The organism is Flagellimonas sp. MMG031, assembly GCF_040112705.1.
Classification (GTDB): domain Bacteria; phylum Bacteroidota; class Bacteroidia; order Flavobacteriales; family Flavobacteriaceae; genus Flagellimonas.
The window spans coordinates 1,921,989-1,948,953 of the sequence record NZ_CP157804.1; the positions used below are offsets into that span (position 1 = coordinate 1,921,989).

Below are 26,965 nucleotides of genomic sequence, written 5' to 3' on the forward strand. Positions count from 1 at the left end.
GCTTTCCAGCGATTCTTTAAATGATGTATTTTTTATGTATGCCCATATCTCCCTAAACCTTTAACGCTTTGTTAATTTAGTAAAAATCTAACTCAATTTTTGCACAATTATGAAAATTAAAAGCAAACTATTGCTAATGTCGTTTTTGTTGTTTCAAGGCCTTCTCTTGGCACAAAACAATATAACGATTTCGGGTACGGTTCTGGACAGTCAGGGTCAACCGTTGCCAGGGGCAAGCGTGGTGCTTCAAGGCACTACTACAGGAATCCAAACGGACTTTGATGGAAACTATCGTTTGGAGAATGTTCCAAGTAACGGAACTTTGGTCTTCAGTTACGTTGGATTTACCACTCAAAACATACCCATTACCAATAGAACCACTATTGATGTCACGCTGCAGGAAGACACCCAGAGCTTGGACGAGGTGGTCGTTGTAGGGTATGGAACACAAAAGAAAGCCGATTTAACGGGTTCCATTGCGACAGTGGATGCCGAGGAGATCGAAAAAACACCTTCTGCCAACCCCGTGCAGTCACTGCAAGGTAAGGTGGCAGGTGTGCAAATAGTTACGCCCGGCTCGCCAGGTGCCTCTCCTACGGTAAGAATTCGTGGATTGGGTACCTATTCCGATGCTACCAGCCTATTATATGTAGTAGATGGTATGTTCTATAGCAATATTGATTTTTTGAACCCAAATGATATCAAATCGATGAACGTCCTAAAGGATGCTTCATCTTCAGCTATTTATGGAGTGAGGGCTGCCAACGGTGTAATCATTATTGAAACCAAGTCGGGCGGAAAAAACAGGAAGCCAAGTATCGAGTACAATGGATATACCGGGGTTCAACGGGCACAGAACGTTTTGCAAATGGCCAACGCCGAACAATTTGTAACCATGGCCGTGGAATCTGGATCACAGGCAGATGTACAGTTTATCCTAAATGCCATGCAGCGCTTTGGTAGGAGCAGGGTCAATCCCAATGTTCCCGATGTGAACACAGATTGGTACGATGAGATCATTCGCGATGGATTGATACAGAACCACAGTATAAGCGTTACCGGTGGCACGGAGAACGTATCCTACTCCTTGGGAACCAACTACTTCTCCCAAGAAGGTCTTTTGGATATGAAAAATGAATACGAAAGGTTCAACATACGTTCCAAACTGGACGTGGATATTATGGACAACCTTAGAATGGGTGTCAATACCGTTTTTAGTAATGCCACACAGCAGACTCCAGAAAACTCTGCATGGTTCAAGGCATATTTTGCCGTTCCGATTCTTCCCATTTTTGATGACCTGAATACCGAGGCAACGCCGACCCGCTACGCCAATGCACAGGCCCTGGGCTACAGGGGAACGCAAAACCCTTTCCCCGATATGGATTACAACGACAACAGGTTGAAAATCCGTAAGCTCTTGGCCAATATCTATTTGGAAACCGACTTGATCAAGGATAAACTTACCTTTAAGACCGCTTATAATGTCGATTTTTCCGCCCTTGAGGAGCGCTATGTAAACCTCCCCTACAATATGGGCTTTGGTGATCAACGTATATCGTCTATCAATAGAAGGCAAAACAATTTCTTCAATCAGATTTGGGACAACCTTTTGACTTATACCGATACCTATGCCGAAGACCACAATGTAACCGTTCTGGCCGGTACATCCTTCAGGGATGAGGCGGCCAATAGGTTCCAGGCCACAGGTACTGATATTGCCGGAATCAATTATGAAACATCTTGGTATCTGGATTTTGCCGATCCGTTGTCCTTCAACAATAACGTCGGAGAAAACAACCAAAGAATCTACGGACAATCCTATTTTGGAAGGGTTTCCTATAACTTTAAAAACCGTTACCTTCTATACGGAACCTTTAGGGCAGATCGCTCGTCCAAATTCACAAAGGAGCAATGGGGCTATTTCCCTTCCGTTGGTGCAGGCTGGGTGATTTCACAGGAGCCGTTCATGGAAAATGTTGGTTTCTTTGACTTTTTAAAGGTAAGAGCCGCTTGGGGCCGTTTAGGGAACGACAATGTTCCTGCAAGCTCAGGGGCCAATACCATTTCCAATCAAACGGTTGACCTTGGCGATACGCCCAACACGGGGGTTACCGCTACCAGTACTTTTACAGACCTGACTTGGGAAGTAGTGGAAGAATTGGATTTCGGTTTCAATATGAACATCTTGAACAACCGATTATCCGTTGAAGCCGATTACTATATCCGTGATACGGAGGATGCCATTATGCCCGTCTATATTCCGATTGCCAATCAGACGGTATCAAGGAATTCGGGCGTTATCCGTAACTCTGGGGTTGAGGTGGCCCTCAACTGGAGTGATCAGATTGCTCCGGATTTCACCTACACCGTGGGTGCCAACTTCACCACGGTTAAGAACGAAGCTATACAAATTGAGGATGAAAGCGGCTATATCGATTCTGGTTCGGCCGAGTTTAGACAACGAACCATCGAAGGGGAGCCCTTATATGCTTTCTATGGGTACGAAACCGTAGGAGTCTATCAAAACCAGGCCCAAATTGATGCCGACCCAGTTGCGCAGAATGCAATTGCGGAAGGACAGGACATTCAGCCCGGGTACTTTATATTTAAGGACAGGGATGGTGATGGCGCCATTACCGATCAGGATAGGACCGTATTGGGTTCTTTCCTTCCAAAATTCACCTATGGAGGTAATATTGGACTTAATTATAAGGACTTCGGATTCTCCATGAATTTCTACGGACAGTCAGGGAACAAAATCCTGAACAGAAAAAGAGGAGAGGTCATTTTTACAAACGATACCAACATGGATGCCGACCTGGCCAAAAACCGTTGGAACGGGGAAGGCTCCACCAATAGTTATCCTTCTTCCGCAGGACTAAGGGACAGTTGGAACCAAAGGTTGAGCAACTTTTGGGTAGAGGACGGTGACTTCTTCAGAATACAGAACATACAATTGGCATACACGCTTCGCGGCGATAAACTAAAGGGTAACATGCCCGACTTTAAATTCACATTGACCGCTGAGAGGCCATTGACCATTTTCAGCTACAATGGGTTTAATCCAGAAGTTTCAGACGGGGTCGACAGACAAACTTACCCTGTACCGGCAATTTACACCGTTGGTGTTAATGTTAAACTATAAAAAAGAAAATTGAGATGAAAAACAGTAACCTTTTATATCGAACAGTATTCATACTGATTGCGATGCTTACCATCCAATCATGTTCTGACAAGTTTGAAGACAGGGAAGGTCAGCTTAATGCCGACGACCTGGATTATTCGGCAACCGAAGATATGGTGCAAGCCTTGATCGGGTCTTACTATGTGATCGCCACTAGGGGATGGGAGGAGCCCTTGCTGCTCTCCGTTCGTGGTGACGATGTGAACGCCGGAGGACTCGGGGACCAGCAACCCTTTGCCGATACCGACAATTACGTTTATGCGCAAGGATATTGGATGTACAATTCCCTTTGGAACGTGCACTATGGCGACATTGTTCAGCTGAACACCGAAATTGAGCTGATAGAGAACTTTAAGGATTTTGCCGATGAGAGCGGAAAGGAAACCGCCGACCAATACATTGCCGAAATAAAGGTAATGCGCGCTTGGCTGCACTTTAACCTGGCAAGGGTTTGGAGCGATGTGTTCATCATAGAATCCACACAACCAGATGCCGAAATCGCCAATGGACCGGCTACCAAGGAAGAGATAATGCAATACATCTCGGACCAAATGGACGAAGCCATTCCATTGTTACCGAATTTGAGACCCAACGAACGAACCGACATACCAGGAGGGGTGACCCGCTACACGGCATACGCCCTAAAAGCCATGGCCCAAATGGAAATGGAGAATTATCAGGGGATGGCCGATGCCTGTGCGGCGATCATCAATTCCAATAAGTTTTCGTTGTACCCAGATTTTTATAACCTGTTCAAAAAACCGGGAGAGTTAAGCGATGAGAGCTTGTTCGAGCTACAGTTTTCCGATTACGGTTCCAGTACAGGGGATGTGTTTTATCACCTCTATGCACCCTTTGGTCCACAGGGATGGACCCCGGCCAGGGAAAATGCTTCAGGGGGATGGGGCTTTTATGAGCCCAGCATGAAGTTTATCAAATTTATGTTGGATAGAAACGAAGCCGTTCGTTTGGAGACAAGTGTTCTTTGGACCGATCGCGGGATAGCCGAATTGCAGACCGACCCCAACTATTCGACACTCCCATCTTTTGTGAGCAATACCACAAGGGATGGTGATGTGATCAATGACTATGCCAGGGCACTGTTTGCCAGTGGTAAACACTACCTTCCATCAGTGCAGCTTACCGATCAAAGAAACGATTATGGTGGCGGTAAAAACATGATCGTAATCCGCTATGCCGAAATATTGCTGATGTACGCCGAAGCCTTGACAAGGGGAGCGACCGGTTCCGGTATGACAGCGGACCAAGCAGTGAATATGGTCCGAAACAGAGCGGGAATGCCATCATTGTCCGGTGTATCCTCTAGCGATGTCATGGACGAAAAGTTTGCCGAACTAGGTATGGAATGGGGAATCCGTTACTACGATATGATCCGTCTGGACAATTACGGGGAGCTCAGTTACGATGGCCGATCATTTACGGCCGATAAAGAATTATTGCCATACCCACAGGCCCAGTTGGATGCCCTTCCATCTTTGGGAGGTAGCACTGGCAACGATTAAACTAACTAAATAAACAACACAAGATGAAAAATACAGTAAAATCCATAATGATGCTTTTGGGGCTTCTGGTGGTTTCCTGTAACGAAGGAATCGACCCCATAACGGCAGTGGATGCAGGAGTGGATGAAACCGCTCCGCAGGTAACCATTACTTATCCGACCGAAGGAGTGGAGCTCATGCCCTTTGAAGAGGAGACATCCATAGACATCACCTTTGAAGTTACCGATGATATCGAAGTGGTCAATGTGACCGTTGCGATGGATGGTTCGCAAATAGCGGCTTTCAACACCTTTAAAGACTACCGCATCGTACTGGAGGAAGTTACTTATGATGGATTGGGCAATGGGGACCACACCGTATCGGTCTCTGCTACCGATGCCGAAGGAAAGACCACAACAAAGGAAGTAAACTTTGCCAAACTGGCGCCTTATAGTGCCCAGTTCGATGGTGAGGTGCTGTACATGCCGTTCAATGCAGATTATATGGACTTCATTAGTTTCGAGGAAGCCGGGGAAGTGGGCAATCCAGGTTTTGCTGGAGATGCCTTCTTGGGAGCCGATGCTTTTCAGGGCGCACAGGATTCCTACCTGACTTTTCCTATGGAAGGACTTAAGAGCACAGAGTTCAGTGCCGGTTTCTGGTACAAGGTAAATCCAACGCCGGATAGGGCTGGAATATTGGTCGTTGGCGACAATGCCGACGATAGAAACCAGGGATTTCGTCTCTTCCGGGAAGGAAATGCCGATGAACAACGGATCAAATTGAATGTGGGAACCGGTGCTGCAGAAAGCTGGAATGATGGAGGAGTTATTGATGTGACTGCTGGCCAATGGGTGCACGTTGCAGTTTCCATATCCCAAACACAGAGTACCATCTATTTCAATGGGGTTGAAATGTTGAGCGCCGACCTTCAGGCACCTATCGATTGGACAGGTTGCGAGGAATTGCATATTGGTTCCGGAGGGCCAACTTTCGACTATTGGAACCATGGCTATGACGCCAGTCAAATGGACGAACTTCGTATTTTCAACAAAGCCCTGTCGCAAAGCGATGTACAGATTATGATGAATGCGGCCAACCCTTACATGCCTCAATATGATGGGGAGTCGTTCTACATGCCATTTGATGGGGACTACATTGATTTGGTCGGAAGTAAGGCAGCCACCCAAGTAGGTTCGCCAAGCTTTACCGATGAAAGTCAAGTTGGTGATCAGGCTTATTTGGGAGCTACCGATTCCTATATCAACTATCCGGCAGAAGGATTAATGACTACGGAGTTTAGTGGATCATTCTGGTTATGGTCGATGCCAACCCCGATAGGGCCGGAATCATTACCATTGGTGATGATGCCGCAGACCGTTTCCAAGGCTTCCGACTTTTCCGTGAAGGAAATGCCGATGAGCAGCGCATCAAGCTGAATGTAGGAACAGGAGCGGGAGAAAGCTGGAACGATGGCGGAGTAATCGATGTAACTGCTGGTGAATGGGTGCATATTGCCTTTACCATATCAAACAGTGAATGTGTCATCTATTTTAATGGAGTGGAGATGCTATCCTCGGCCATGTCGGCACCTATCGATTGGACTGGCTGTGATACCTTCACCATAGGTGCAGGTGGACCAACCTTTGATTATTGGGGACATGAATCAGATAACAGTATCATAGATGACCTTAGATTTTACAGCAAATCGCTTTCTCCAGAAGAAGTAGCTGAGGTTTTCGGAGGAGAGGTAGCACCACAGAATTTTGGATCTACGCTCTATATGCCTTTTGATGGTTCCAATGTGGATGACAATTCAGGAGCAGCGGCTACCGTGGTCGGAACACCCGGTTTCGCCGGAGAATCTGCCGTTGGTAGCGATGCCTATGCGGGCGCAACAGATGCCTATTTGACTTTTCCAATTGATGGATTGTTTGCAAATCAGTTTAGTGGGGCCTTTTGGTACAAGGTCAATGCCGACCCAGACAGGGCAGGGATCCTAACCGTGGCTCCTCCAATGATCGGCACCGACAACGACCTTTCCGCAGGCTTTAGGCTTTTCAGGGAAGGCAACGCCGACGAACAGCGTATCAAATTGCACGTGGGCACGGATGCAGGGGACGTTTGGAACGATGGAGACCTTATCGATGCAACCTTGGATGAATGGGTGCATGTAGCCTTTACCGTTACGGAAACGCAAACACTCATTTACCTCAATGGAGAACCTGTGGTCAATACAGGTGATATGGACGGAAAGACCATCAGCTGGGAAAATTGTTCCATTCTATCCATAGGCTCAGGAGCACCCAACTTTAGTGGTTGGAACCATCTTTCCGACCTAAGCTATATCGATGAGCTATACCTTTTCGATAGGGTGTTGACCCAAGAGGAGATTCAAGAAATTATAAATAATTAATGTGCCAGTCACCAATTAGTTGAGTTAGTTTAGTTTATGAGGTTAATTTTAATTCCATTGGCCGTTGTCACCTTATTCGTAGGGTGCAATGGCCAAAAAACAAAGAAAGAGAACAACAAATCACAGGAACAAAAGAGGGACAGTTTGGCCATGGCCGACGAAGCCCTCTTGGATTCCCTGCAATATCAGACCTTCAATTATTTTTGGGATGGGGCAGAACCTACATCGGGTCTTGCCCGGGAACGAATCCACTTGGACGGCATCTATCCCAATCACGATAAGGATATCATAACCACTGGAGGCTCCGGTTTCGGACTCATGGCCATTTTGGTAGGCGTGGAACGTGGTTTTATTACTCGGGAACAAGCATTGGAGCGATATGAACGTATTGTTGACTTTTTGGAAAAAGCGGATCGCTTTCATGGAGCTTGGCCACATTGGTTATTGCCATCGGGCAAGGTGACCCCTTTCAGTAAAATGGACAATGGGGGAGACTTGGTGGAGACCGCCTTTTTGGTCCAAGGCTTATTGACCGTACAGGCCTATTTTAAAAATGGCAGTGAACGGGAACAACAATTGGCAGACAAGATTCAAACACTTTGGGAAGGTGTGGAATGGGATTGGTACACCAAAAATGGCGAAGATGTACTGTATTGGCATTGGAGCCCAGAATACGAATGGAAAATGGACTTCCCCGTAGGTGGTTACAATGAGGCTCTGATCATGTACATTTTGGCAGCTGCATCTCCCACCCATTCCATTGAAAAATCAGTTTACGAAAAAGGTTGGGGAGTTGATGGCAATATCAGCAAGGATACCATTTATTATGGGCTGGAAACCGAAATGAACCATTACCAGCACAGTGATGCCCCGGTGGGACCGTTATTTTGGGCACATTATTCTTATCTAGGCTTAAATCCCAAAGGATTAAGGGACCAATTTGGGGATTATTGGAAATTGAATCAAAACCATGCGTTGATCCATTACAAATATGCTGTGGACAACCCAAAAGAGTTTAAGGGATATGGAGAAAATTGCTGGGGTTTGACTTCCAGTTATTCAACAAAAGGATATGCAGGACACCGCCCAGGATTGGATTTAGGGGTGATTTCCCCGACCGCAGCACTGTCTTCCATGCCCTACACCCCAGAGGAGAGCAAACAGTTTCTGCGATTCTTGTACAATGAACAGGATAGTTTGATCGGCAAGTACGGCCCTTACGATGCCTTTAGCTTGGATAAAGATTGGTACCTGCCCAGATACTTGGCCATTGACCAGGGACCTATTCCCGTGATGGTGGAAAATTACCGAACTGGATTGTTCTGGAAACTGTTCATGTCCAATGAGGAAGTACAGCAAGGTTTACGAAAACTGGGTTTTGAAAACCCTTCTATGGAACCTGCCAATGATTAAAAAAGTCGCATCCATTTTATTTGCCGCCACTTGGATGTTGTCCTGTGGTGGAGGTGATGATTATACCTACGTTCCAAAGGAACCCGAACTGCCCGGCAACGGTTCTGATGATACGGTGGAACCTACCATTTCCGATGAGGAACTATTGGACCTGACCCAAGAAACCACCTTTCGTTATTTTTGGGATTACGCCGAGACCAATTCGGGAGGAGCTAAGGAACGTTATCATCCAAACGAACCCGGTAGGGATTCCCAAGTGGTCACCGCAGGAGGCACTGGATTTGGCTTGATGGCCATCTTGGTAGGGATAGAAAGGGGATTTATTTCCAGGTCCGAAGGATTGGAACGTTTAAATACCTTGTTGGACTTTTTGGAGAATGCAGATCGTTTTCATGGGGCTTGGTCCCATTGGATCAACGGATCTACAGGGGCCGCAATACCGTTTAGCGATTTGGACGATGGTGGGGATTTGGTGGAAACCGCTTTTTTGGCACAAGGGCTTATTTGCATAAAAGAATACTTCAAGAATGGCTCGGAAGCGGAACAAATCTTGGCTCAACAGGCCGATGACCTATGGAAAGGAGTGGAATGGGATTGGTATACCCAAAACCAAAACGTGCTGTATTGGCATTGGAGCCCAAACCATGGGTTTGATATCAATTTACCGTTGAAAGGGTATAACGAGGTGCTTATTGCCTATGTAATGGCAGCGGCATCGCCCGAATTTGGCATTGAAAAAGAGGTATATTCCAATGGTTGGGCCTCCGGTGGAGGTATTCGTTCTTCCAATACGCAATACGGATATCCACTATTGGTGCGTCATAATGGCTCCGAACAGCTTGGCGGGCCCTTGTTCTGGGCCCACTACTCCTATTTGGGACTAGATCCCCGAAACCTTTCCGATGATTATGTGGATTATTGGGAAGTGAACGTGAACCATACCATGATCAATTACGAATACTGCATTGCCAACCCCGATTTCTATCAGGACTATGGAGAAGATTGTTGGGGGTTGACCGCCAGTTACTCTCGAAACAGCGATGGAAGTTTAGGGTATAATGCCCATAGCCCCAGTAACGATACGGGGGTCATATCACCCACGGCAGCCATCAGTTCCATTCCATATGCACCAGAAGAATCTTTGGCCGCTATGCACTATTTTTATAGGAATAGGGATGATTTGTTGGGACCTGCCGGTTTTTATGACGCCTTTAGTCCCGAGTACGATTGGGTAGCAGAAGCCTATTTGGCCATAGATCAAGGTCCACAGATCATCATGATTGAAAACTATCGGACCGGTTTGCTTTGGAACCTGTTTATGGATAACGAAGATATTCAAGCTGGTTTGACCAAACTCGGATTTTGATATGACAAGACAATTATCATTTTTAACAGTACTGCTGGCTTGTAATTTGGTCGCTGCACAATGGCAATCGAAATATGAAGCCAAAATGCACATTGATGGAAACGATACCTTACGATATCGCATCATGTACCCCAAGGAATTTAAGGAGGATGGGAACTATCCTGTGGTGTTGTTTCTGCACGGCGCAGGGGAGCGCGGAAACGACAATGAAAGACAATTGACCCATGGCGCCAGATTGTTCGCTACGGATTATTTACAGGAGCGTTATCCTGCAATCATCATATTTCCACAATGCCCCACAGATAGTTATTGGGCCCATGTAGATGTCGATAGAAGTTCCTATCCCATCCATTTGGACTTTAAATATGGTGAGGGACCAACAAAACCCTTGGAAATGGTAATGGATTTGCTCGATGCCACCATTTCGGAACCATATACCAACCAAGAGCAAGTCTATCTTATGGGACTCTCCATGGGAGGGATGGGGACTTTTGAACTATTGAGCAGAAAACCGAATACATTTGCCGCAGCGGTGCCCATCTGTGGAGGAGGTGACCCGGAGTCGGTTTCAATGTATGCCCAAACAATTCCTTTATGGGTGTTTCATGGGGCCCAAGACAATGTGGTGAACCCCCTGCAATCCATGGAAATGGTATCCGCATTACTCAATTCGGGGGCACACCCCCGGTTCACCTTGTACGATTTTGCGAACCACAATAGCTGGGACCCCGCATTTGCCGAACCCGATTTGTTGCCTTGGTTGTTCTCCAACCGGAAAACCACAACGACGGCAACACAGAACAAATAGAACATATCAAAATTAACCTAGCCATGTACCCTAAACAACTACTATTGGCCCTTATGGGGCTTATACTCTCATCGGTCCAAGCCCAAAAACGGATTCCTGAAGTAGAACAATTATTGCAAAAAATGACCATCGATGAAAAAATTGGTCAATTGAATCTGTTGACGCCTGGTGGGGGTGTCGCCACTGGTGAAGTGGTAAGCCAGAACGTGGGTGAAAAAATTAAGGCCGGACAGGTAGGGGGCTTATTTGGGGTTGCTGGTCCCAACAGGGTAAGAAAGGCCCAAGAAATTGCCGTAAAGGAAAGTCGTTTGGGTATTCCGCTGTTGTTCGGTTCGGATGTGATCCATGGTTATAGGACAACGTATCCCATTCCTTTGGGCCTGTCGTCCAGTTGGGATATGGATTTGGTCCGCCAGGCAGCCCAGATGGCCGCAAAGGAAGCCACAGCAGATGGGATCAATTGGAATTTTTCACCTATGGTCGATATTGCCCGTGATCCACGCTGGGGGCGCGTAGCCGAGGGAGCTGGCGAAGACCCTTATCTTGGTTCCAAAGTGGCGGAAGCCATGGTAAAGGGATATCAAGGTGAAAATTTGGCTGCTACCCATACCATGTTGGCCTGCGTAAAGCATTTTGCCCTTTACGGTGCTGTAGAGGCAGGACGCGATTACAACTCGGTGGATATGGGCAAAATCAAGATGTTCAATCAATACCTTCCACCTTATAAAGCGGCCATTGATGCCGGAGCGGCCAGCGTAATGACCTCTTTTAATGATGTGGATGGTGTTCCCGCCACGGGCAATGCATGGTTGTTGACCGATTTGCTTCGCGATCAATGGGGATTTGATGGTTTTGTGGTTTCCGATTATACCTCACTGAACGAGATGACACAACATGGCATGGGTGACCTTCAAGCGGTTTCGGCCTTGGCCTTAAAAGCAGGTCTGGACATGGACATGGTGGGCGAAGGCTTTCTGACCACTTTGAAGAAATCCCTAAATGAAGGAAAGGTGACCGAAACGGACATCACCAACGCATGTAGAAGGGTGCTTGAAGCCAAATATAGTTCTGGACTCTTTGATGACCCTTATCGATATTTGGATTCCAGTCGACCTAAAAAGGATATCCTGACCCAAGAGCATAGGGCACTGGCGCGCAAATTGGCGACTCGTTCCTTTGTATTGCTCAAAAATCATAACGACCTCCTTCCCTTGGAAAAGAAAGGAAAAATCGCCCTGATCGGTCCCTTGGCCGATAGTAGGGAAAATATGTTGGGAACATGGGCCCCGACTGGCGACTTCAATTTGGCCGTTACCATTTTAGAGGGATTCCAAAATGTGGCCACCCAGGCACATATCGATCATGCCAAAGGAGCCAATATTTCCGATGACACCGATTTTGCCAAAAACGTAAATGCCCTAGGAGAACGAATTGTTATCGATGAGCGATCGCCCGAAACCATGCTTCAAGAAGCCGTCGATTTGGCAAAATCATCGGATGTTGTGGTCGCCGTTGTGGGAGAGGCCACCGAAATGAGCGGTGAATCTTCCAACAGAACCGATATATCGATTCCCGAGAGTCAAAAGAAACTCATTAGGGCGTTGGTTGCCACAGGAAAACCTGTTGTTTTAGTTTTGATGAGTGGTAGACCGCTTACCATTTCTGAAGAATTTGCAATGCCCGTGTCCATTTTACAGGTATGGCACCCTGGAGTGGAAGCAGGAAATGCCATTGCCGATGTTGTTTTTGGGGAGTACAACCCATCAGGAAGGTTAACCGCGACCTGGCCCATGAACGTAGGACAGATTCCAATTTATCATAGTGCCAAGAATACGGGTAGGCCCGCTCCGGAAAGCGGAGAGTTTCAAAAATTCAGGTCCAATTACCTTGATGCTCCCAATACCCCTTTGTTGCCCTTTGGCTATGGGCTGAGCTACACCACTTTTGAGTATTCCAATCTTAGCTTGAGCAAAAAGAAAATCAATCGAGGAGAGTCGATAACCGTTACCGTTACCGTATCCAACACCGGAGATTACGATGGGGAAGAAGTGGTACAATTGTACGTAAGGGATGTGGTACGAAGCATTACGCCCCCCAAACGGGAGTTGAAGGGATTTCAAAAAGTCATCCTCAAAAAAGGGGAGCGCAAGGAAGTTAGCATTACATTATCCCCCAATGACCTGAAATTTTACAACAGCCGACTCGAATTTGTTACGGAACCCGGGGATTTTGAAGTCTTTGTTGGGGGTAATTCGGACACACAACTTTCGGAAACATTTACATTACAATAAAAAAATCACCTATGCGTATTGGACTGACCCTTTTCGGATTGCTTATCATGGTTTCCTGTAAACAACAGGAAAGGCCTGAAGAAAAAGTAGCTGGACCGCCCAACATCATTTTTATCATGTCGGACGACCATGCCGAGCAGGCCATTAGCGCATATGGGCATCCGGTGGGCAAATTGGCCCCCACACCAAATATCGACAGGATTGCAAAGGAAGGGGCCCTGTTCAGGAATAATTTTTGCACCAATTCCATATGCGGCCCCAGTAGGGCAGTGGTATTGACGGGAAAGTTCAGCCATGTCAATGGATTTAGGATGAACGGGAACCGTTTTAATGGTGATCAACAAACCTTTCCCAAACTTCTTCAAAAGGCAGGATATCGGACAGCTGTCATTGGAAAATGGCACTTGCACGGATTGCCCCAAGGCTTTGATCATTGGAATATTTTGACCGATCAGGGTAACTATTACAATCCTGATTTTATTACTGTCAACCAGCAGAGCAACGTGGCGGATACCACTCGTATCGAGGGGTATGCCACCGATATTATCACCGAAAAGGGGTTGGACTACCTTAAATCGGTCAAGGATTCCGGTCAGCCTTTTTTGCTCATGTTGCAACATAAAGCGCCACACCGCAATTGGATGCCGGCGCTGCGCCATGTAAATCGATTTGATTCGGTCCAATTTTCCTTACCGGAAACTTACTTTACCCATCACGAAGGCTCGCTTGCATCAAAAGACCAATTGCAGACGATTTACAAGGATATGTACGAGGGCCATGATTTGAAGATGACCGCTAAAAAAGGGAGTCCAGCATTGGCATGGAATCCCTGGAAAACTGACTTTGAACGGATGACCGAGGAACAAAGAGCGGCTTGGGACAGTGCGTATCAAGCCAAAAATGATGCCTTTCATGACGCCAATTTATCTGGAAGGGCCCTGGCGGAATGGAAGGGACAACGCTATTTACAGGAATATTTATCCACCATTGTTTCGGTGGATGAAGGAGTGGGCCGGGTGCTGGACTATTTGGATGAAAACGGTCTGTTCGAAAACACCATCGTTATCTACACTACGGACCAAGGGTTTTATTTGGGAGAAAAGGGATGGTTCGATAAACGCTACATGTACGAAGAGTCCCTGGCGATGCCACTGATGGTGAGATATCCTGGCCATATAAAGGCGGGCAGCCAAATAGAAGCACTCACCCAAAACTTGGATTTTGCCGAGACTTTTTTGGATTATGCTGGAGTCGAGATACCGGAGGATATGCAGGGACAATCCTTACGACCCTTGCTGGAGGATACAATGCTCGGTTCTGATTTCAGAAATGCCATTTACTACCATTACTATGATTACCCGGCATTTCATATGGTGAAAAAGCATTATGGCATCAGAACGGATCGTTATAAGCTGATGCATTTCTATGATGATATCGATACATGGGAATTATATGATCTGGAGGAAGACCCCAAAGAAATTCACAATCAAATCGATAATCCCCAATATGATGCCGTTGAAGCGCAGCTGAGGGAGCAGTTGATACAATTACAGCAACAATATCAAGTTACGGAGCAGGAGTTTGAACAAGCTCCAAAAGAACAGGTCCAAAGGGCCTACGGACAATTTGAGAAGTTAAGGGGCCATACAGGTACTGCCTATGACCCTATCAAAAATGAGGACATAAAGCTATAATATGAAAGGAATATCCATAGCATTGGTGGCTGCAGTTATGCTGCTATCCTGCAAGGGCGACCCCATCCAAAGGGAATCTGAAGAAAGGGAGGCTACGGTTCAGTCAAATTCACCCAATGGTTTTAAGACCTATTGCAATCCCATTGATATCGACTATTCCTATATGTCACATTACAGGGCGAACAACAATGTGTCTTATCGGTCAGGGGCCGACCCAGCGGTAATCAATTTCAAAGGCCGTTACTATATGTTCGTAACACGCTCACACGGGTATTGGGCTTCCGACGATATGAGCAATTGGAAGTTCATCAAGCCACAACGTTGGTATTTTAAAGGGTCCAATGCCCCTGCAGCTGCCGTTAAAGGGGATAAGGTTATCCTGTACGGTGACCCTTCGGGCCGTGGTCCCATACTCGAAACCGACAATCCAGAACTTGGGGATTGGAAAACCAATTATGCGGTAATCAATCCACCAGGAGGAATCCAAGATCCTGATTTGTTCGTGGATGATGATGGACGGGTATATCTCTACGAAGAGTCTTCCAATACATGGCCCATCCGGGTCGTGGAGCTGGACCCGGAAAATTATTATGTACCTAAAGGTGATGAGAAGGATCTTTTTCAATTAGAGCCCGAAAAGCATGGTTGGGAACGATTTGGACAAGATCATAAATCGGATTTTAAACCTTATTTGGAAGGACCTTGGATGATAAAGCACGGTGATACCTACTATCTGGAGTATGGGGCTCCTGGAACACAGTGGAACGTATATGCAGATGGTGTAAGAACCAGTAAAAATCCCTTCGGACCATTTGAGTATGCACCTTACAATCCCATATCCTATAAGCCCGGAGGTTTTTTAAAAGGATCGGGCCATGGAAGCACTGTTAAGGACAATCATGGAAACTACTGGCACTTTGCAACGATGGCCATTTCCGTAAATTACAAGTTTGAGCGCCGTTTGGGGATGTATCCTGCAGGATTTGAAAGTGATAACGGTCAAATGTACGTCAATACCGCCTATGGTGACTACCCTCATTTTTTGCCCGATACCGAAGTGGAAAATCACAAGGAACGTTTTACGGGCTGGATGTTGTTGTCCTACAAAAAGCCCGTTAGCACCAACTCTGGTTTGGTGGATAGGGATATCAATGTAGTGGACGAAAGTGAGCAGGGTTATATGCAGGAACAGATCAAGGGTTTTGGCATAGATCGAATAAATGATGAGGAAATACGGTCCTACTGGGTATCGGAAGCAAACAATGATTCCATCCATATTGAAATGGATTTGGAAAAAAAGATGAACGTAAAGGCCGTTCAAATCAATTTTCAAGACTTCAATAGCGAAATCTTTGGGCGTCTGGATAGCTTAAGGCAACAATTTGTACTGGAATATTCATTGGATGGGTCCCAATGGAAAACCTTGGCCAATTATGCCAAGAATACCAGGGATATGCCCCATGGGTACATTGAACTGGAAACGCCCGTAGATGCACGTTACATTCAGTACAACCATGTGTACTGTACCAATAAATACCTATCGATTTCCGAACTCAGGGTCTTCGGTAACGGCTATGGTGCAAAACCGAAGCGACCTGCCAACTTCAAAGTCGTCCGGCAAAAGGACAGAAGAGATGCATACCTGACATGGGATAAGGATGATAGTGCCCAAGGTTACGTCATATACTGGGGCATTTCCAAAGACAAATTGAACCTTTCCGCCCTGATGTATGACCATCCCAATTACGAACTCCGCGCCCTAAATACGGACCAATCGTATTACATGCAGGTGGAAGCATTCAATGAGAACGGTATTTCCGAAAAGAGTGAAATAATCTTTGTGGAATAAACAATCGTCCAGCAATAATGGATTGGAGGGGTGGCTTTCCACTAATCTTGGAGAATTCCGAGGCTATCTGAAAATAAGAGTTCTAAGTCATTTGAGACACCGATTTAGCATAAGCTTCTGCACAATGAATAGATAACAATGCCAGCTTTTACTGATACTGTTTGGACCATGAAACAAAACTGATATACGTCATTTGATATTTACCCGTAGATTTGGATTTTTATTAACGTGGTTTTGGTCAAAATCTTAGTATTTTGAAAAATTTAAAATTTAACCTGCGGGTTACGCCCGCAACAATTCCAATGTTTAATTTTGCATCCTAAATCTTCGAATGTATGATTGTATGGATTCTGTTCCTTTTGGGAATCCTTGTTTTTTTAGCCCTAGATCTTGGTGTATTTAATAAGAAGGCTCACGTTATCAGTGTTAAGGAAGCCTCCTTTTGGACCGCTGTTTGGGTGACGTTATCGCTTTTGTTCACCGGGGTCATTTACTGGCTCTATGGAACAGGAAAGGTGGACAATGTTGATGGGCTGACCCCAATGGACGCTAGCTTAAAATATATAACAGGCTACCTTATTGAATTATCCCTCAGTATCGACAACATCTTTGTCATTGCGGTTATTTTCACATCGTTTCAAATCCCCCAAAAATATCAGCATAGGGTTTTGTTTTGGGGTATTTTGGGGGCCATCATCTTTCGAGCGTTGATGATTTTCTTCGGAGTAGCCCTTATTAAGAAATTTAGCTTTACCACCTATATTTTCGGGGCTTTTCTGATTTTTACCGCACTTCGTATGTTGTTTTCCAAAGAGGAACCGTTCAACCCGAAGCAGTCGTTTGTTTATCGAAACCTACGAAAAATAATGCCCATCACTTCGCAGATGCAAGGACAGAAGTTTTTCATCAAACTAAGACATATAACCGCAGCTACGCCGCTGTTTATTGCCTTGGTGGTGATCGAGTTTACCGATATCCTGTTTGCTTTGGACAGCGTCCCGGCTATTTTGGCAATCACTTCTGATCCCTTTTTGGTCTTCAGCTCCAATATATTTGCCATTTTGGGTCTTAGGTCGATGTACTTCTTTTTGGCCCATATGATCGATAGGTTCTACTATCTCAAATATAGTTTGGTGGCCATCTTAAGTTTTGTAGGGGTTAAGCTGATCCTGGCACACCATTATACCTTCCCTGAGTGGTTTTCGTTGAGCTTTATTACCGTCGCGTTGCTGACCGGTATTCTTGCATCAAAAAAAGAGGAAAAAAAGACGGTTTGATGAGGTTTATGGGTTGCAATAATCGCAGTATTGTGGGTTTTCGTATTCCCTTTGGTTTGAGCGCGTTTCTGTAAAGCCACACTTTTGGCAGTTGTATACGTGCGCTTTCACGGACTTGGTGGGCATCCCGCAGTATTCACAGGGCAATCCCCGTTGTACTCCTTGAATCGAAAAACCAGGGACTTGGCATTTGGGACAGCACGATTTGATGTTTTTGATTAAATCCAAGGTGGCCTGTTCAATGGCCTTCATGCGCGTAGGGTTGTTCATGGCTCGCATATCGGTTTCAGCTTGCAAGGATGCTCCTTTATGAAGTAGCCGTTCCACAGTGTGCACGGTTTCTTCAAAGGATGAAAAATCCTTCCAAACCTGCTGCGCTCCATGTATTGTTTTAAGAATGATACCGTGCTCGGGAGCACCAATTTCTTTGGCAAAGGATTCGAATTCCGATTGACTTTTGATTTCTCTTTTATGGTAATTGGTTTTTTCGGTCAAATGTCGACCTACGATTTCGAGTTTGTTTACGGTATCGGTCAACATGACCATTTCCTCGTTTCCCGGGATAAAAAAATAGGAAGGGTGGGGGCCAAATGATCCTTCACTGGCCACCACCAAACTTCCCTCGACCAACTCAATTGCTTTTTTGGTCTTTGCCCTCAGTGCTTCCAAAGGAGTGCCTTTTCGCTGTATTTCTCCTGAGAAGCTTCCGAAAGCATCCGTGTCCAAATGTTCCGCTACCGTACAGCGAACCTGTAGTTCGCGCTCCAATAGGGGTGCCAAAACCTGCTCTTTACCATGCATCGTAGCAATGGTCACGGTTCTTCCTACAAATAGGTCATTTCCGTGAGCAGGGGTTTTCATGTGTTAGGCAATGGTCAATTCTTCGTGTACTTTTCGTTTTAAAAACCCATTAATAAACTGCTCCTCCTCTTTAAGTTCCAGTTCTTGTTGGTCCAACCAGTGGATGCTGGTTCCTTTCTCTGGATCTATAATGATGAGGTGAATCCATTCGTTGGTCACTAACGACTTGAGTGCTTCGTACTTCGAAAGAATGGTATTGACCCTTTCCTTTGGCGCTTGGATTACCACAGTAAGTCGCAAAGGGGAGTGGTAGGGCTCGTTATCGGCGTTGTAGAGGGACTCCCATGGAAGCCCTGTCTGTAAATCGCCGCCATTACCTTGCACCACCCCAAACTTGCCGGTAATGTTGTGGGTAGTCTTGGTTCCCGCACCAAACTTTCCGTTGTCCACGGTAGAAAAGTAATAATGGTTGTTGATCCATTGTGTCACTACCATGGGCCCTTGCATAATGGCTTCCAAAGCCGTTCCATCCTTATCGTTTTTCCAATCGTAAGAATGCAGGAAACACCTTCCGTCCAGATCAATATGTTGGGTAGTTTTTCTAGGTGCGATAACAAAGCTTGCATTTCTGGCCAATCCCCATTCTGGACGGGTCTCGCCCCAGTTACTGGCATTGATTTGCGCCATGGCTACACTGTTGCCCATAGCGCCCAACCGTTCTTGGGTCGCTGTAATTTGGGCTTTTTCAAGATTTGATTTTAGATTGTCCAATAACTGTTGATGGGATGATGGAATATGTTTGTCAAACAGTTCGATTTCATCCGTGGTCGTATTGTGCTCCGCTCCCAAGAACCAGGTTGCGTCCGGAATCTTGAGACCATATTGATTTTCCAATAGCTTCCTAACATCGGTGTTGTTTGCCATTTTGGCCAGCATTCTTGCGTTGTGTCGCCCAGGGCTGGCCGCACAGGCACCACAATCCAAGCTGGAACCAAATGGATTGTTGGCCGAATGGCTTCCGTGGCCTACAAAAACGACCAAGGGAGCAAAATTTTGCCATCCCATCAAATCAAAACCGGATTTTACGATAGCGGCCTGTTCCGCTATCGGCACATTTAGATCATGGGTGTTTTGGGCGTTTTGCAATTGTGGGTCGCAAACCGACTCGTGTCCTGTTTTTCTCTTATGGGAAAAACGGTAGAGCGAAGCTGGACTTATGGTACGCGCCATAAGATGAAGTCCGTAAAAGAAACCGGAGCCTTCCACAAAGCCAAAGGTGGAGGGCAACATGTTCTTCATTCGTTTCATGAAGTAGTTCCAGAATTGGGAAACCTCATTTTTCCTGTCCAATTTTTGCTTTTCAACTTCCTTGTTTTCTTGAGCCACCTCTTTTACGGTGTAGCACGAATCCAAAATTGGGGGACAGGATTTTTGTGTAATACCGTTTTGGGAGTTCTCATAATCCATGGCAATCCCGAAAAAGCCTGCGTAACCAAAGGTTTCATAAAAACCTTTGGACTCCACGTGCCTACGGATCAATTCCGAACGCGTGTCGATACAAAATACCAGTTGCGCATCGGGAACACTGCTTTTTTTCTTGTTCAAGTCGATTTCTTTGGGCGAGTTGCCAAGAGTGTGGACCAATTCCAATTGCCAGCTTTTTTCCCATGCCTTGAGCCATAAGTGTTGTAGCTCCGCGATTTCGGTATCTGGCTGAGTCTTTTTTTCATTGGACAATAACGCTATACCAAGTTGTTTGGCTGTCCACAATCGAACGGCAAGATACTGTTCCAGATCTATGGGGTATTGTTTTTGCCACTCCGTTTGGTTCTGTGTCCTTAGCTTGATGTACCCTATCCACCCTGGCAAAGCGGCCAAGTGTTGGGTGAATAGCTCCTGAATCTCCCTTTCGGAAAAATTATTGGTAAGCTGTATCAATGCTTCCTGACTGGTTTTTGGAATATCGTTGCTTCCGATATTCCCCAAAATCTCGTCGTAGGGAGCGAGCTTTCTCCATGCGTTGTAGAATCCGGAGGATTTGAATGGCATCTCCCATTCTGCCAATCCTTCGTCCATAAAAGCGGACAACCACTTTACCATGGCCCTGTCCAATTCGGCAAATGGATTGATATTTTCTACCGTTTGCTCGGATTCCATCAATGGCAAATAATGTTCTGGAAGCTTTTTATAGCCGTGTTTGTGCAGTACATTTTGCAAGACCCCTGCATTGATGTCTCCATTTTCCAGAGCTTTTTGGTAAACCGATGCCTTTGGGTAAACTGACGTTCCCAAAACTTCCTTCGCCCGCTGTACTGCCTCTGTGAAAGGCAATTTTTCGTAACCGCTCAACGGATTCGAGGTCACAAAGGAATAGAGTGGCCAAGTGCTGCCAATATGATCGGCAGCTTTTTCTATGAGTGTGCTAATGGTGGTCGGGTTCATTGTGTTTTGGTTTTATACATTAAAATGGTCTTTTTTGATGGTTGCGATAGGTTCATCAGTTTTACGTACAGCCATGGTATTTGGCGGTACACCCCTAGTTTCATGAGAAAGAAACCGGTCAAAAACACTACCCCAAATGTGATCTGTAGCGGGGTTACCGGTGAAGGGACGGATATAATTTCCATACCTGTCATAAGCGCGGATACACCATTGTAAAAGAGGGCATAGGCACCAATCCCGGCCACAAAAAGAAAGGGGGGAACTATAAGTTTTTGCAGGCCGCTGAAGGTTCTTTGCTTCACGATATTGTAGGTGGCCTGTCCAACCGTAATTGATGCGATAAGCGTAAGGAAAATTCCGCTATCCCACTCCATACCTTTTCCGGTAAGTCTGGCAAAAATAAAGGCCCCAAGTAAGCTGAACAGCAATACGACCAAGGCTTCCAACCATTTGATCTTAATGACAGGGGGCTGTTTCGGGTTCAAGCGTTCGATTTCCTCCCCAGAGGATAGGAACAAGTACGCCTTGTAAAATCCGTGTAAGATCAAGTGGGCAATCGCCGCATTGAAGAAACCAAGTCCACATTGCATGATCATAAAGCCCATTTGTGCAATGGTGGAACAGGCCAGCCGTTGTTTTACATTGGTTTGGATGAGTTTGGTGAACTGCGCCAAGATGGCCGTAAGGCCTCCAATAATAAAGAGCACATCCATGGTACGGGAGGCCACAATTACAGTGGCCAAAACAGTCAATACAATGCCTGAACCGTTCACGAATCCGGCATGCATCAAAGCGGAGGCAGGGGTAGGGGCGGTCATCGAGGACAACAACCATTTATGAAAGGGAAATATGGCTGATTGGATCAATGCCGCTACAATGATACATAGGGCCGCAATCACAATAATATGGTCAGGTGTTTTACCAATACCATCGATTACACCGCTCAAGGTGATGGTGTGGTTATACGATGCTAAAAGAAGCAAACCGATACTCAGAAAAACACTGCCGATCACAAAATACTGACGGGCAAAACGTTTCGCTTCCCTGGCCTCTCCCCATCGTGAATCCAGACCTATTAAATTGGACATCACGGCTCCCATCAATAGCCAGCTGAACATGAGCAACACAATGTGTTCGGATACCAAAAAGAGCATAACGGCAATGGTAAAGCCCAAACACAGGAGCATGAATTTGGAGCGTTGCCCACGATCTTTAAAATAGGAGCTGGCGTAGGTGGTAATCACACCTCCAAAAAAGGAAACCGTGGTCCACAATAAGGCCGAAAAGCCATTGAATTTTACTAATTCGCCCCATTTCCATTCGGGTACATTGGGAAAGTGAAATGAGGTAAAGATCAGGTTACCGATAAACATCAGCCAAAATAAAACCGGGATGGCCCCGGTAAAGACTGTTTTTTCGGATGATTTCCTGATGATGGTTGTGAGTTGAGTCATTTTCGTGTTTTTTTGAGGAAATTCCTATTTGTCTTTTTCTTCTGGAACGACACGTTGAACACCGCTACGCACTTTGGCCAACAATACCACTCCTACGATAAAACTGCACAGTAAGATGCGATCTAGGAACATGGATTGATTTAGGTATGACATAGCGATCATTAGGACCATGATAAGCAGTCCCAAAAGCACGGGGATAATATGTTTTGATTTTTGCATGTTGTCTTGATTTAGCATTTGCTGATGGTTTGGACAGTATGTTGAATTAATCCACAAATTTGAATTCCAAAACGCCGTTGATTTGAACATTACGACCTTCAGCTCGCGCCTGGTTGATGATCATTCGGGCTGTTTGTCTTTCTTCCTCCAATTCTCCGATGCGACTGTCCAATAGGTTGGTCTTGCTGTGGTGATTGCCTTCCCAAATTTTGAGTCTTTGGATTTTGTGAAAGTTGATTTTTTCATCGATCAATGAGGAGATAACATCGCAGGCCTCACTAGGTGTGAATGTCCCGTCTACCAACTGAATCGTCTTTTGCTCAGTGGTCACTTTTGATAATTGCTTTGTTTCCATGGATGTGAGTTTAGATTTATTCTTTGCTGCAAAGGTTAGGTAAATAAGTCATTAAATTTTATTTATATTTATAATAATAAACATTAACTTCTTTTATGAACTACACTTTGCACCAACTACAGATATTCCTGAAAATAACTGAATTACAGAGCATTACGAAGGCTTCAGAGGAGCTTCACCTGACCCAGCCAGCAGTGTCCATACAGTTGAAAAATTTTCAAGATCAGTTTCCGATTCCCCTCACGGAAGTGGTGGGCAGACGACTTTTTGTCACGGATTTTGGAAAGGAAATTGCCCAAGCTGCCGAAAAAATTTTGAATCAAGTACAAGAAATCAACTACCGGACCATGGCGTATCAAGGAAAATTATCGGGTCGCCTTAAAATATCGGTCGTTTCCACCGGCAAGTATGTGATGCCTTATTTTATGTCGGATTTTATGGCAGAACATACCGGGGTAGATCTTATAATGGACGTGACGAACAAAACTAAGGTCGTCCGGAGTTTGGAACTCAATGAGGTTGATTTTGCCCTGGTTTCGGTGTTACCGGATAAATTGAAAGTAGATGGTGTGGAACTGATGCCCAATAAATTGTTTTACGTGAGCAATTATGATCGGGAATTACCAAAATCGCCTTCAAAAAAGCATCTTTTTGAACGAACGCCCCTGATTTATAGGGAACCTGGGTCTGCAACGCGAAATGCGATGGAAGGCTTTATCGAAAAGAATAATTTTAAGGTCAACAAAACCATGGAGCTTACCTCAAACGAAGCTGTAAAACAGGCCGTAATTGCGGGATTGGGATGTTCCATCATGCCCTTGATCGGGAACAAGAACGCACTTCGTAACAAAGACCTCAAAATTGTGCCCGTGAAAGGATTGCCCATTATTACCAATTGGAACTTGATTTGGTTGCAATCCAAAAATCTTTCACCCGCTGCAGTGGCCTTTCTGGATTATCTGAGGGAGCGCAAGGAATTTATCATCAAGGATAAATTTGATTGGATTTCCGATTTTTCATAAAAAAAGCGCCGTACCCAAGGCATGGCGCTTTTTGATGTCTCTGTCTCAGAAAACCTTAAAGGTTTATTAGGGGTGCAACTACACCAATTTCATGTTTTTGGGATCCCAATGCATGATTTTTTTATCAAAATAGCTGGTGTTGCAGGCAAGTGCCGGAGCGGCTGCCCTAAATCCAAACTCTGCATCTTCCACAACCGTTTTACCATCACGGATGGCGTCAAAAAAGTTGGTGAAGTGATCCAGATGTGAGCTGTATCCTTCGGGAGCTTTATAGATTACATCACCCTTTGGATGTCTTTTTTGCTGTGCCTCGGTCCATTTGGCATTATAAGCGGCAGTCATCCGCTTTTGCATTTCTTCGGGGAAGGTAAAAACAGAATCATAACCTCCAAATCCGGGAGCTTCGGGCATTTTGCTGTATCCCACCGTAATATCGTCCCCATTGATGGTAATGGTGCCTTCCGAACCAATTAGCTCTATGACCTCCTGACCTCCGGTACCGCTGATGAAATTCACCCGTAGGTTCAACTGGAAAGCAGGATGCTCTTCGCTATCGGGATATTGCATGACGCCGGACATCACATCGGGCATGTTCCTGCCATCTTTCCAGTAACTGAACTGTCCAGTGCTATACACACTCTCTGGTCCTTTTGAATTGGTAATTAAATGTGTACCGCTCAGTAAATGGATGTAAAGGTCGCCGGCAACGCCTGTTCCAAATTCCTTAAAGGCCCTCCACCAAAAGAATTTTTTGGCATCAAATGGCATTTTATCAGTGATTTCGATAAAGGTTTCCCAATCCGTGGTCTCGGCACTGGCATCGTCTGGAATGGTGTATTCCCATGCTCCGATGGAACTTTGACGGTCCCATGCCGCGGAAACCATGTTCAAGTCCCCGATTTCTCCGGCAGCCAAAAGCTCTTTTGCCTTTTCATAGCCCACACTGCTTACACGTTGACTACCAATTTGGACCACCTTGCCCGATTTTTTTGCCGCTTGCATAACTGGATAGCCTTCATCGATTTTATGAACCATCGGTTTCTCCAGATACACATGCTTGCCTTTGGCAAGCGCATCCAATGTCATCTGCGCATGCCACACATCGGTGGTACAGATAAGCACCGCATCAATATCGTCCCTGTCCAATAGGTCCTTGTAATTTCGGGTAACGTACAAGTCCTTGCCAAATTCTTCCTGTGCCCGAATCAGTCGGCCTTCATAAAGGTCACAAATACCGGCAAGCTCTACTCCGGGAACACGGAGGGCAGTGGATAGGTCAAAATGGCCTTGGACACCATAGCCAATCACACCGATACGGACGGTATCGTTGCTCCCAAACCCTTTTTGATAACGAAGTATGCGCTCTTCGGCCTTTTCTTGGGCTGCAAATGAGATAAAGGGGGTGCTCGCCGTAGCCAGCGTAGTGGCCCCAATTTGACGTAAAAACTTTCTTCTTTTGTTGGAATCGTTGTTTTTCATGTGTTTTGGTTTCTTATTTTCTTCTAGTTGATGGAATAGCTCACAAAAGCGACCTTTTTGCTATCGGGACTCCATGAGGGCACATTGATGGTACCTTGGCCCCCAAAGAACACAGGGGTAATGTCCTTAATGTCCCTTGTTTTCAGGTTCATCAATCTTAACTTCACTTGCTTACCGAATAAGTGATTCTGTTTTTGGTCCGAAGTGTAGGCGATATATACAATCCATTTGCCATCTGGGCTAGGGTGGGGGAACCAATTGGAATTTTGGTCAAAAGTCAATTGTTCCTGGTTTTTGCCATTTGGCTCCATTCTCCATAATTGCATGTGCCCGGATTTATAGGAATTATAATAGATGTACTTACCATCTGGGGAATATTCAGGGCCATCATCCAGCCCCTCCCCATTGGTCAGTCTTTTTTCCTCACCACCTTCTACTGGGATGGTATAGATGTCATAATTTCCATTTCGCTCGGCGCAATAGGCCAATCTTTTGCCATCTGGCGACCATCCGTGCCAATAAGAAGGCACTTTAGAGGTTACCTTTCGTGGCGTGCCACCACCAATAGGAAGAACGTAAATAGCAGATTTATAGGGTTTGGTTGAGGGGTGTTCCCTGTCGTTATGGCTAATGGCGAGCCATTTGTGATCGGGAGAAATGCCATGGTCATTATTGCATTCGTCGGCAAAGCCGGTTTCCAATAGTTCCAGCTCTTTACGTTCAAGGTCCAAGGTATATAACTTCCCTTTACTGTTTACGATCAAATAATTGTCCGGGTGCCAATTGGGGGCTTCAAAATGCTCATTTATCGTTAGTACCGTTTCAATGCTCCCGGTCTCAATGTCTACGGTCTGTATGTAACTGGTAGTATCCATTTTTTGTTTTGTAGGGTTATTGTAGGAATGGATGGACTGTCCCACTAATTTCCATTGATTGTTCCATTTTTCCAAAAGACGTATTTCATGGGATAGGGACACCTTTCCATTGGTGTCCACCGAAACTTCATCATGGTTCACCCATGCCATATCCCTGCCGATTTTCATACTGTGATTGGAATGAAAGGCAAATCCACCATTTCCCATCATGCCCGGTTGGGGGTCGATCATGGTTTTTGAGGGTAGGTTGAAGGTGTTTCCATCTGCCGTAGAAACCATAATGCGTCCATAAGGCCGCTCCAGCCAGCATTCGGCATGTTCCTCTTTGTCCCCCATACGCCAAGTCCTTCCTTCTTTTTCCAATAATGTGATGATTTCCAGGGAATCTTTCGATTGCTGTGCGGATAAGGAAATGCTGGATAAAATACTGAATAAAAGTAGGCAGGACTTTGAAAGCGACAATTGAAATTGGCGCACGAGAAGCTGCTGAAGATGTAAAAAAACCTTCATGTTTG

General features: G+C 45.6%; 19 protein-coding genes. 12 read left to right on the plus strand and 7 right to left on the minus strand.

The window, feature by feature from the left end:
• Window positions 1-109 precede the first annotated feature (109 nt).
• The 11 genes from ABNE31_RS08670 to ABNE31_RS08720 all read left to right on the plus strand — a co-directional run bounded on the left by ABNE31_RS08670 (window position 110) and on the right by ABNE31_RS08720 (window position 17,803).
• Window positions 110-3,148: a TonB-dependent receptor gene (locus tag ABNE31_RS08670; RefSeq protein WP_293287481.1), complete on the plus strand. Its 3,039-nt coding sequence runs from the start codon at window positions 110-112 to the stop codon at window positions 3,146-3,148.
• A 14-nt stretch (window positions 3,149-3,162) separates the two neighbouring features.
• Window positions 3,163-4,710, plus strand: a complete 1,548-nt coding sequence (locus ABNE31_RS08675) for a RagB/SusD family nutrient uptake outer membrane protein (protein WP_293287483.1) — start codon at window positions 3,163-3,165, stop codon at window positions 4,708-4,710.
• A 23-nt stretch (window positions 4,711-4,733) separates the two neighbouring features.
• A complete protein-coding gene (locus ABNE31_RS08680; protein ID WP_349350931.1) occupies window positions 4,734-6,128 on the plus strand; it encodes a LamG-like jellyroll fold domain-containing protein in 1,395 nt (464 codons plus the stop codon).
• Window positions 6,047-7,105, plus strand: coding sequence for a LamG domain-containing protein (locus ABNE31_RS08685; protein ID WP_349353040.1), 1,059 nt, complete (start codon window positions 6,047-6,049; stop codon window positions 7,103-7,105). Before ABNE31_RS08680 ends, ABNE31_RS08685 begins: the two co-directional genes overlap by 82 nt.
• Window positions 7,106-7,141: 36 nt before the next feature.
• On the plus strand, window positions 7,142-8,518 hold the full coding sequence (locus tag ABNE31_RS08690) for a glucoamylase family protein (protein WP_293287488.1): 1,377 nt from the start codon (window positions 7,142-7,144) through the stop codon (window positions 8,516-8,518).
• Window positions 8,511-9,884 (plus strand): glucoamylase family protein, encoded by a 1,374-nt coding sequence (locus tag ABNE31_RS08695; RefSeq protein WP_293287490.1) that lies wholly within the window; start codon window positions 8,511-8,513, stop codon window positions 9,882-9,884. The genes ABNE31_RS08690 and ABNE31_RS08695 overlap by 8 nt, the downstream gene beginning before the upstream one ends.
• Before the next feature lies 1 nt (window position 9,885).
• Window positions 9,886-10,692, plus strand: coding sequence for a prolyl oligopeptidase family serine peptidase (locus tag ABNE31_RS08700; RefSeq protein WP_293287492.1), 807 nt, complete (start codon window positions 9,886-9,888; stop codon window positions 10,690-10,692).
• Between the two features lie 23 nt (window positions 10,693-10,715).
• Entirely contained in the window at window positions 10,716-12,983 is a 2,268-nt protein-coding gene (bglX, locus tag ABNE31_RS08705; RefSeq protein ID WP_293287494.1) for a beta-glucosidase BglX, read from the plus strand.
• Between the two features lie 11 nt (window positions 12,984-12,994).
• A complete protein-coding gene (locus ABNE31_RS08710) occupies window positions 12,995-14,677 on the plus strand; it encodes a sulfatase (protein WP_293287497.1) in 1,683 nt (560 codons plus the stop codon).
• 1 nt (window position 14,678) lies between these two features.
• Complete coding sequence (locus ABNE31_RS08715) at window positions 14,679-16,526, plus strand: family 43 glycosylhydrolase (RefSeq protein ID WP_293287500.1); 1,848 nt, start codon at window positions 14,679-14,681, stop codon at window positions 16,524-16,526.
• 335 nt (window positions 16,527-16,861) lie between these two features.
• Complete coding sequence (locus ABNE31_RS08720) at window positions 16,862-17,803, plus strand: TerC family protein (protein WP_293287503.1); 942 nt, start codon at window positions 16,862-16,864, stop codon at window positions 17,801-17,803.
• Between the two features lie 6 nt (window positions 17,804-17,809).
• Here the strand turns inward: ABNE31_RS08720 and ABNE31_RS08725 are convergent, their stop codons facing one another.
• The 5 genes from ABNE31_RS08725 to ABNE31_RS08745 are packed head-to-tail and all read right to left on the minus strand — an operon-like array spanning window position 17,810 to window position 23,074.
• Window positions 17,810-18,664 carry a DUF6671 family protein gene (locus ABNE31_RS08725; protein WP_293287505.1) on the minus strand — a complete coding sequence of 285 codons (855 nt, stop codon included), beginning with the start codon at window positions 18,662-18,664 and terminating at the stop codon, window positions 17,810-17,812.
• Window positions 18,665-18,667: 3 nt separating this feature from the next.
• On the minus strand, window positions 18,668-21,046 hold the full coding sequence (locus ABNE31_RS08730; protein ID WP_293287508.1) for a DUF2309 domain-containing protein: 2,379 nt from the start codon (window positions 21,044-21,046) through the stop codon (window positions 18,668-18,670).
• A complete protein-coding gene (locus tag ABNE31_RS08735; protein ID WP_293287510.1) occupies window positions 21,043-22,500 on the minus strand; it encodes a proton-conducting transporter membrane subunit in 1,458 nt (485 codons plus the stop codon). The genes ABNE31_RS08730 and ABNE31_RS08735 overlap by 4 nt, the downstream gene beginning before the upstream one ends.
• Before the next feature lie 24 nt (window positions 22,501-22,524).
• Window positions 22,525-22,719, minus strand: coding sequence for a hypothetical protein (locus ABNE31_RS08740; protein ID WP_179384700.1), 195 nt, complete (start codon window positions 22,717-22,719; stop codon window positions 22,525-22,527).
• A gap of 46 nt (window positions 22,720-22,765) precedes the next feature.
• Window positions 22,766-23,074 carry a hypothetical protein gene (locus ABNE31_RS08745; protein ID WP_293287512.1) on the minus strand — a complete coding sequence of 103 codons (309 nt, stop codon included), beginning with the start codon at window positions 23,072-23,074 and terminating at the stop codon, window positions 22,766-22,768.
• Between the two features lie 95 nt (window positions 23,075-23,169).
• Here ABNE31_RS08745 and ABNE31_RS08750 point away from each other — a divergent pair, with 95 nt between their 5' ends.
• On the plus strand, window positions 23,170-24,096 hold the full coding sequence (locus ABNE31_RS08750) for a LysR family transcriptional regulator (protein ID WP_293287514.1): 927 nt from the start codon (window positions 23,170-23,172) through the stop codon (window positions 24,094-24,096).
• Between the two features lie 78 nt (window positions 24,097-24,174).
• Here the strand turns inward: ABNE31_RS08750 and ABNE31_RS08755 are convergent, their stop codons facing one another.
• Both ABNE31_RS08755 and ABNE31_RS08760 read right to left on the minus strand, forming a co-directional pair.
• A complete protein-coding gene (locus tag ABNE31_RS08755) occupies window positions 24,175-25,575 on the minus strand; it encodes a Gfo/Idh/MocA family oxidoreductase (protein WP_293287517.1) in 1,401 nt (466 codons plus the stop codon).
• Between the two features lie 23 nt (window positions 25,576-25,598).
• Window positions 25,599-26,960, minus strand: coding sequence for a hypothetical protein (locus ABNE31_RS08760; protein ID WP_293287520.1), 1,362 nt, complete (start codon window positions 26,958-26,960; stop codon window positions 25,599-25,601).
• Between the last annotated feature and the right edge of the window lie 5 nt (window positions 26,961-26,965).

Coding starts and splice junctions, on each gene's coding strand:
- ABNE31_RS08670 (WP_293287481.1), top strand. CDS start 110: ATGAAAATTAAAAGCAAACTATTGCTAATGTCGTTTTTGTTGTTTCAA.
- ABNE31_RS08675 (WP_293287483.1), top strand. CDS start 3,163: ATGAAAAACAGTAACCTTTTATATCGAACAGTATTCATACTGATTGCG.
- ABNE31_RS08680 (WP_349350931.1), top strand. CDS start 4,734: ATGAAAAATACAGTAAAATCCATAATGATGCTTTTGGGGCTTCTGGTG.
- ABNE31_RS08690 (WP_293287488.1), top strand. CDS start 7,142: ATGAGGTTAATTTTAATTCCATTGGCCGTTGTCACCTTATTCGTAGGG.
- ABNE31_RS08695 (WP_293287490.1), top strand. CDS start 8,511: ATGATTAAAAAAGTCGCATCCATTTTATTTGCCGCCACTTGGATGTTG.
- ABNE31_RS08700 (WP_293287492.1), top strand. CDS start 9,886: ATGACAAGACAATTATCATTTTTAACAGTACTGCTGGCTTGTAATTTG.
- bglX (WP_293287494.1), top strand. CDS start 10,716: ATGTACCCTAAACAACTACTATTGGCCCTTATGGGGCTTATACTCTCA.
- ABNE31_RS08710 (WP_293287497.1), top strand. CDS start 12,995: ATGCGTATTGGACTGACCCTTTTCGGATTGCTTATCATGGTTTCCTGT.
- ABNE31_RS08715 (WP_293287500.1), top strand. CDS start 14,679: ATGAAAGGAATATCCATAGCATTGGTGGCTGCAGTTATGCTGCTATCC.
- ABNE31_RS08720 (WP_293287503.1), top strand. CDS start 16,862: ATGATTGTATGGATTCTGTTCCTTTTGGGAATCCTTGTTTTTTTAGCC.
- ABNE31_RS08725 (WP_293287505.1), bottom strand. CDS start 18,664: ATGAAAACCCCTGCTCACGGAAATGACCTATTTGTAGGAAGAACCGTG.
- ABNE31_RS08730 (WP_293287508.1), bottom strand. CDS start 21,046: ATGAACCCGACCACCATTAGCACACTCATAGAAAAAGCTGCCGATCAT.
- ABNE31_RS08735 (WP_293287510.1), bottom strand. CDS start 22,500: ATGACTCAACTCACAACCATCATCAGGAAATCATCCGAAAAAACAGTC.
- ABNE31_RS08740 (WP_179384700.1), bottom strand. CDS start 22,719: ATGCAAAAATCAAAACATATTATCCCCGTGCTTTTGGGACTGCTTATC.
- ABNE31_RS08745 (WP_293287512.1), bottom strand. CDS start 23,074: ATGGAAACAAAGCAATTATCAAAAGTGACCACTGAGCAAAAGACGATT.
- ABNE31_RS08750 (WP_293287514.1), top strand. CDS start 23,170: ATGAACTACACTTTGCACCAACTACAGATATTCCTGAAAATAACTGAA.
- ABNE31_RS08755 (WP_293287517.1), bottom strand. CDS start 25,575: ATGAAAAACAACGATTCCAACAAAAGAAGAAAGTTTTTACGTCAAATT.
- ABNE31_RS08760 (WP_293287520.1), bottom strand. CDS start 26,960: ATGAAGGTTTTTTTACATCTTCAGCAGCTTCTCGTGCGCCAATTTCAA.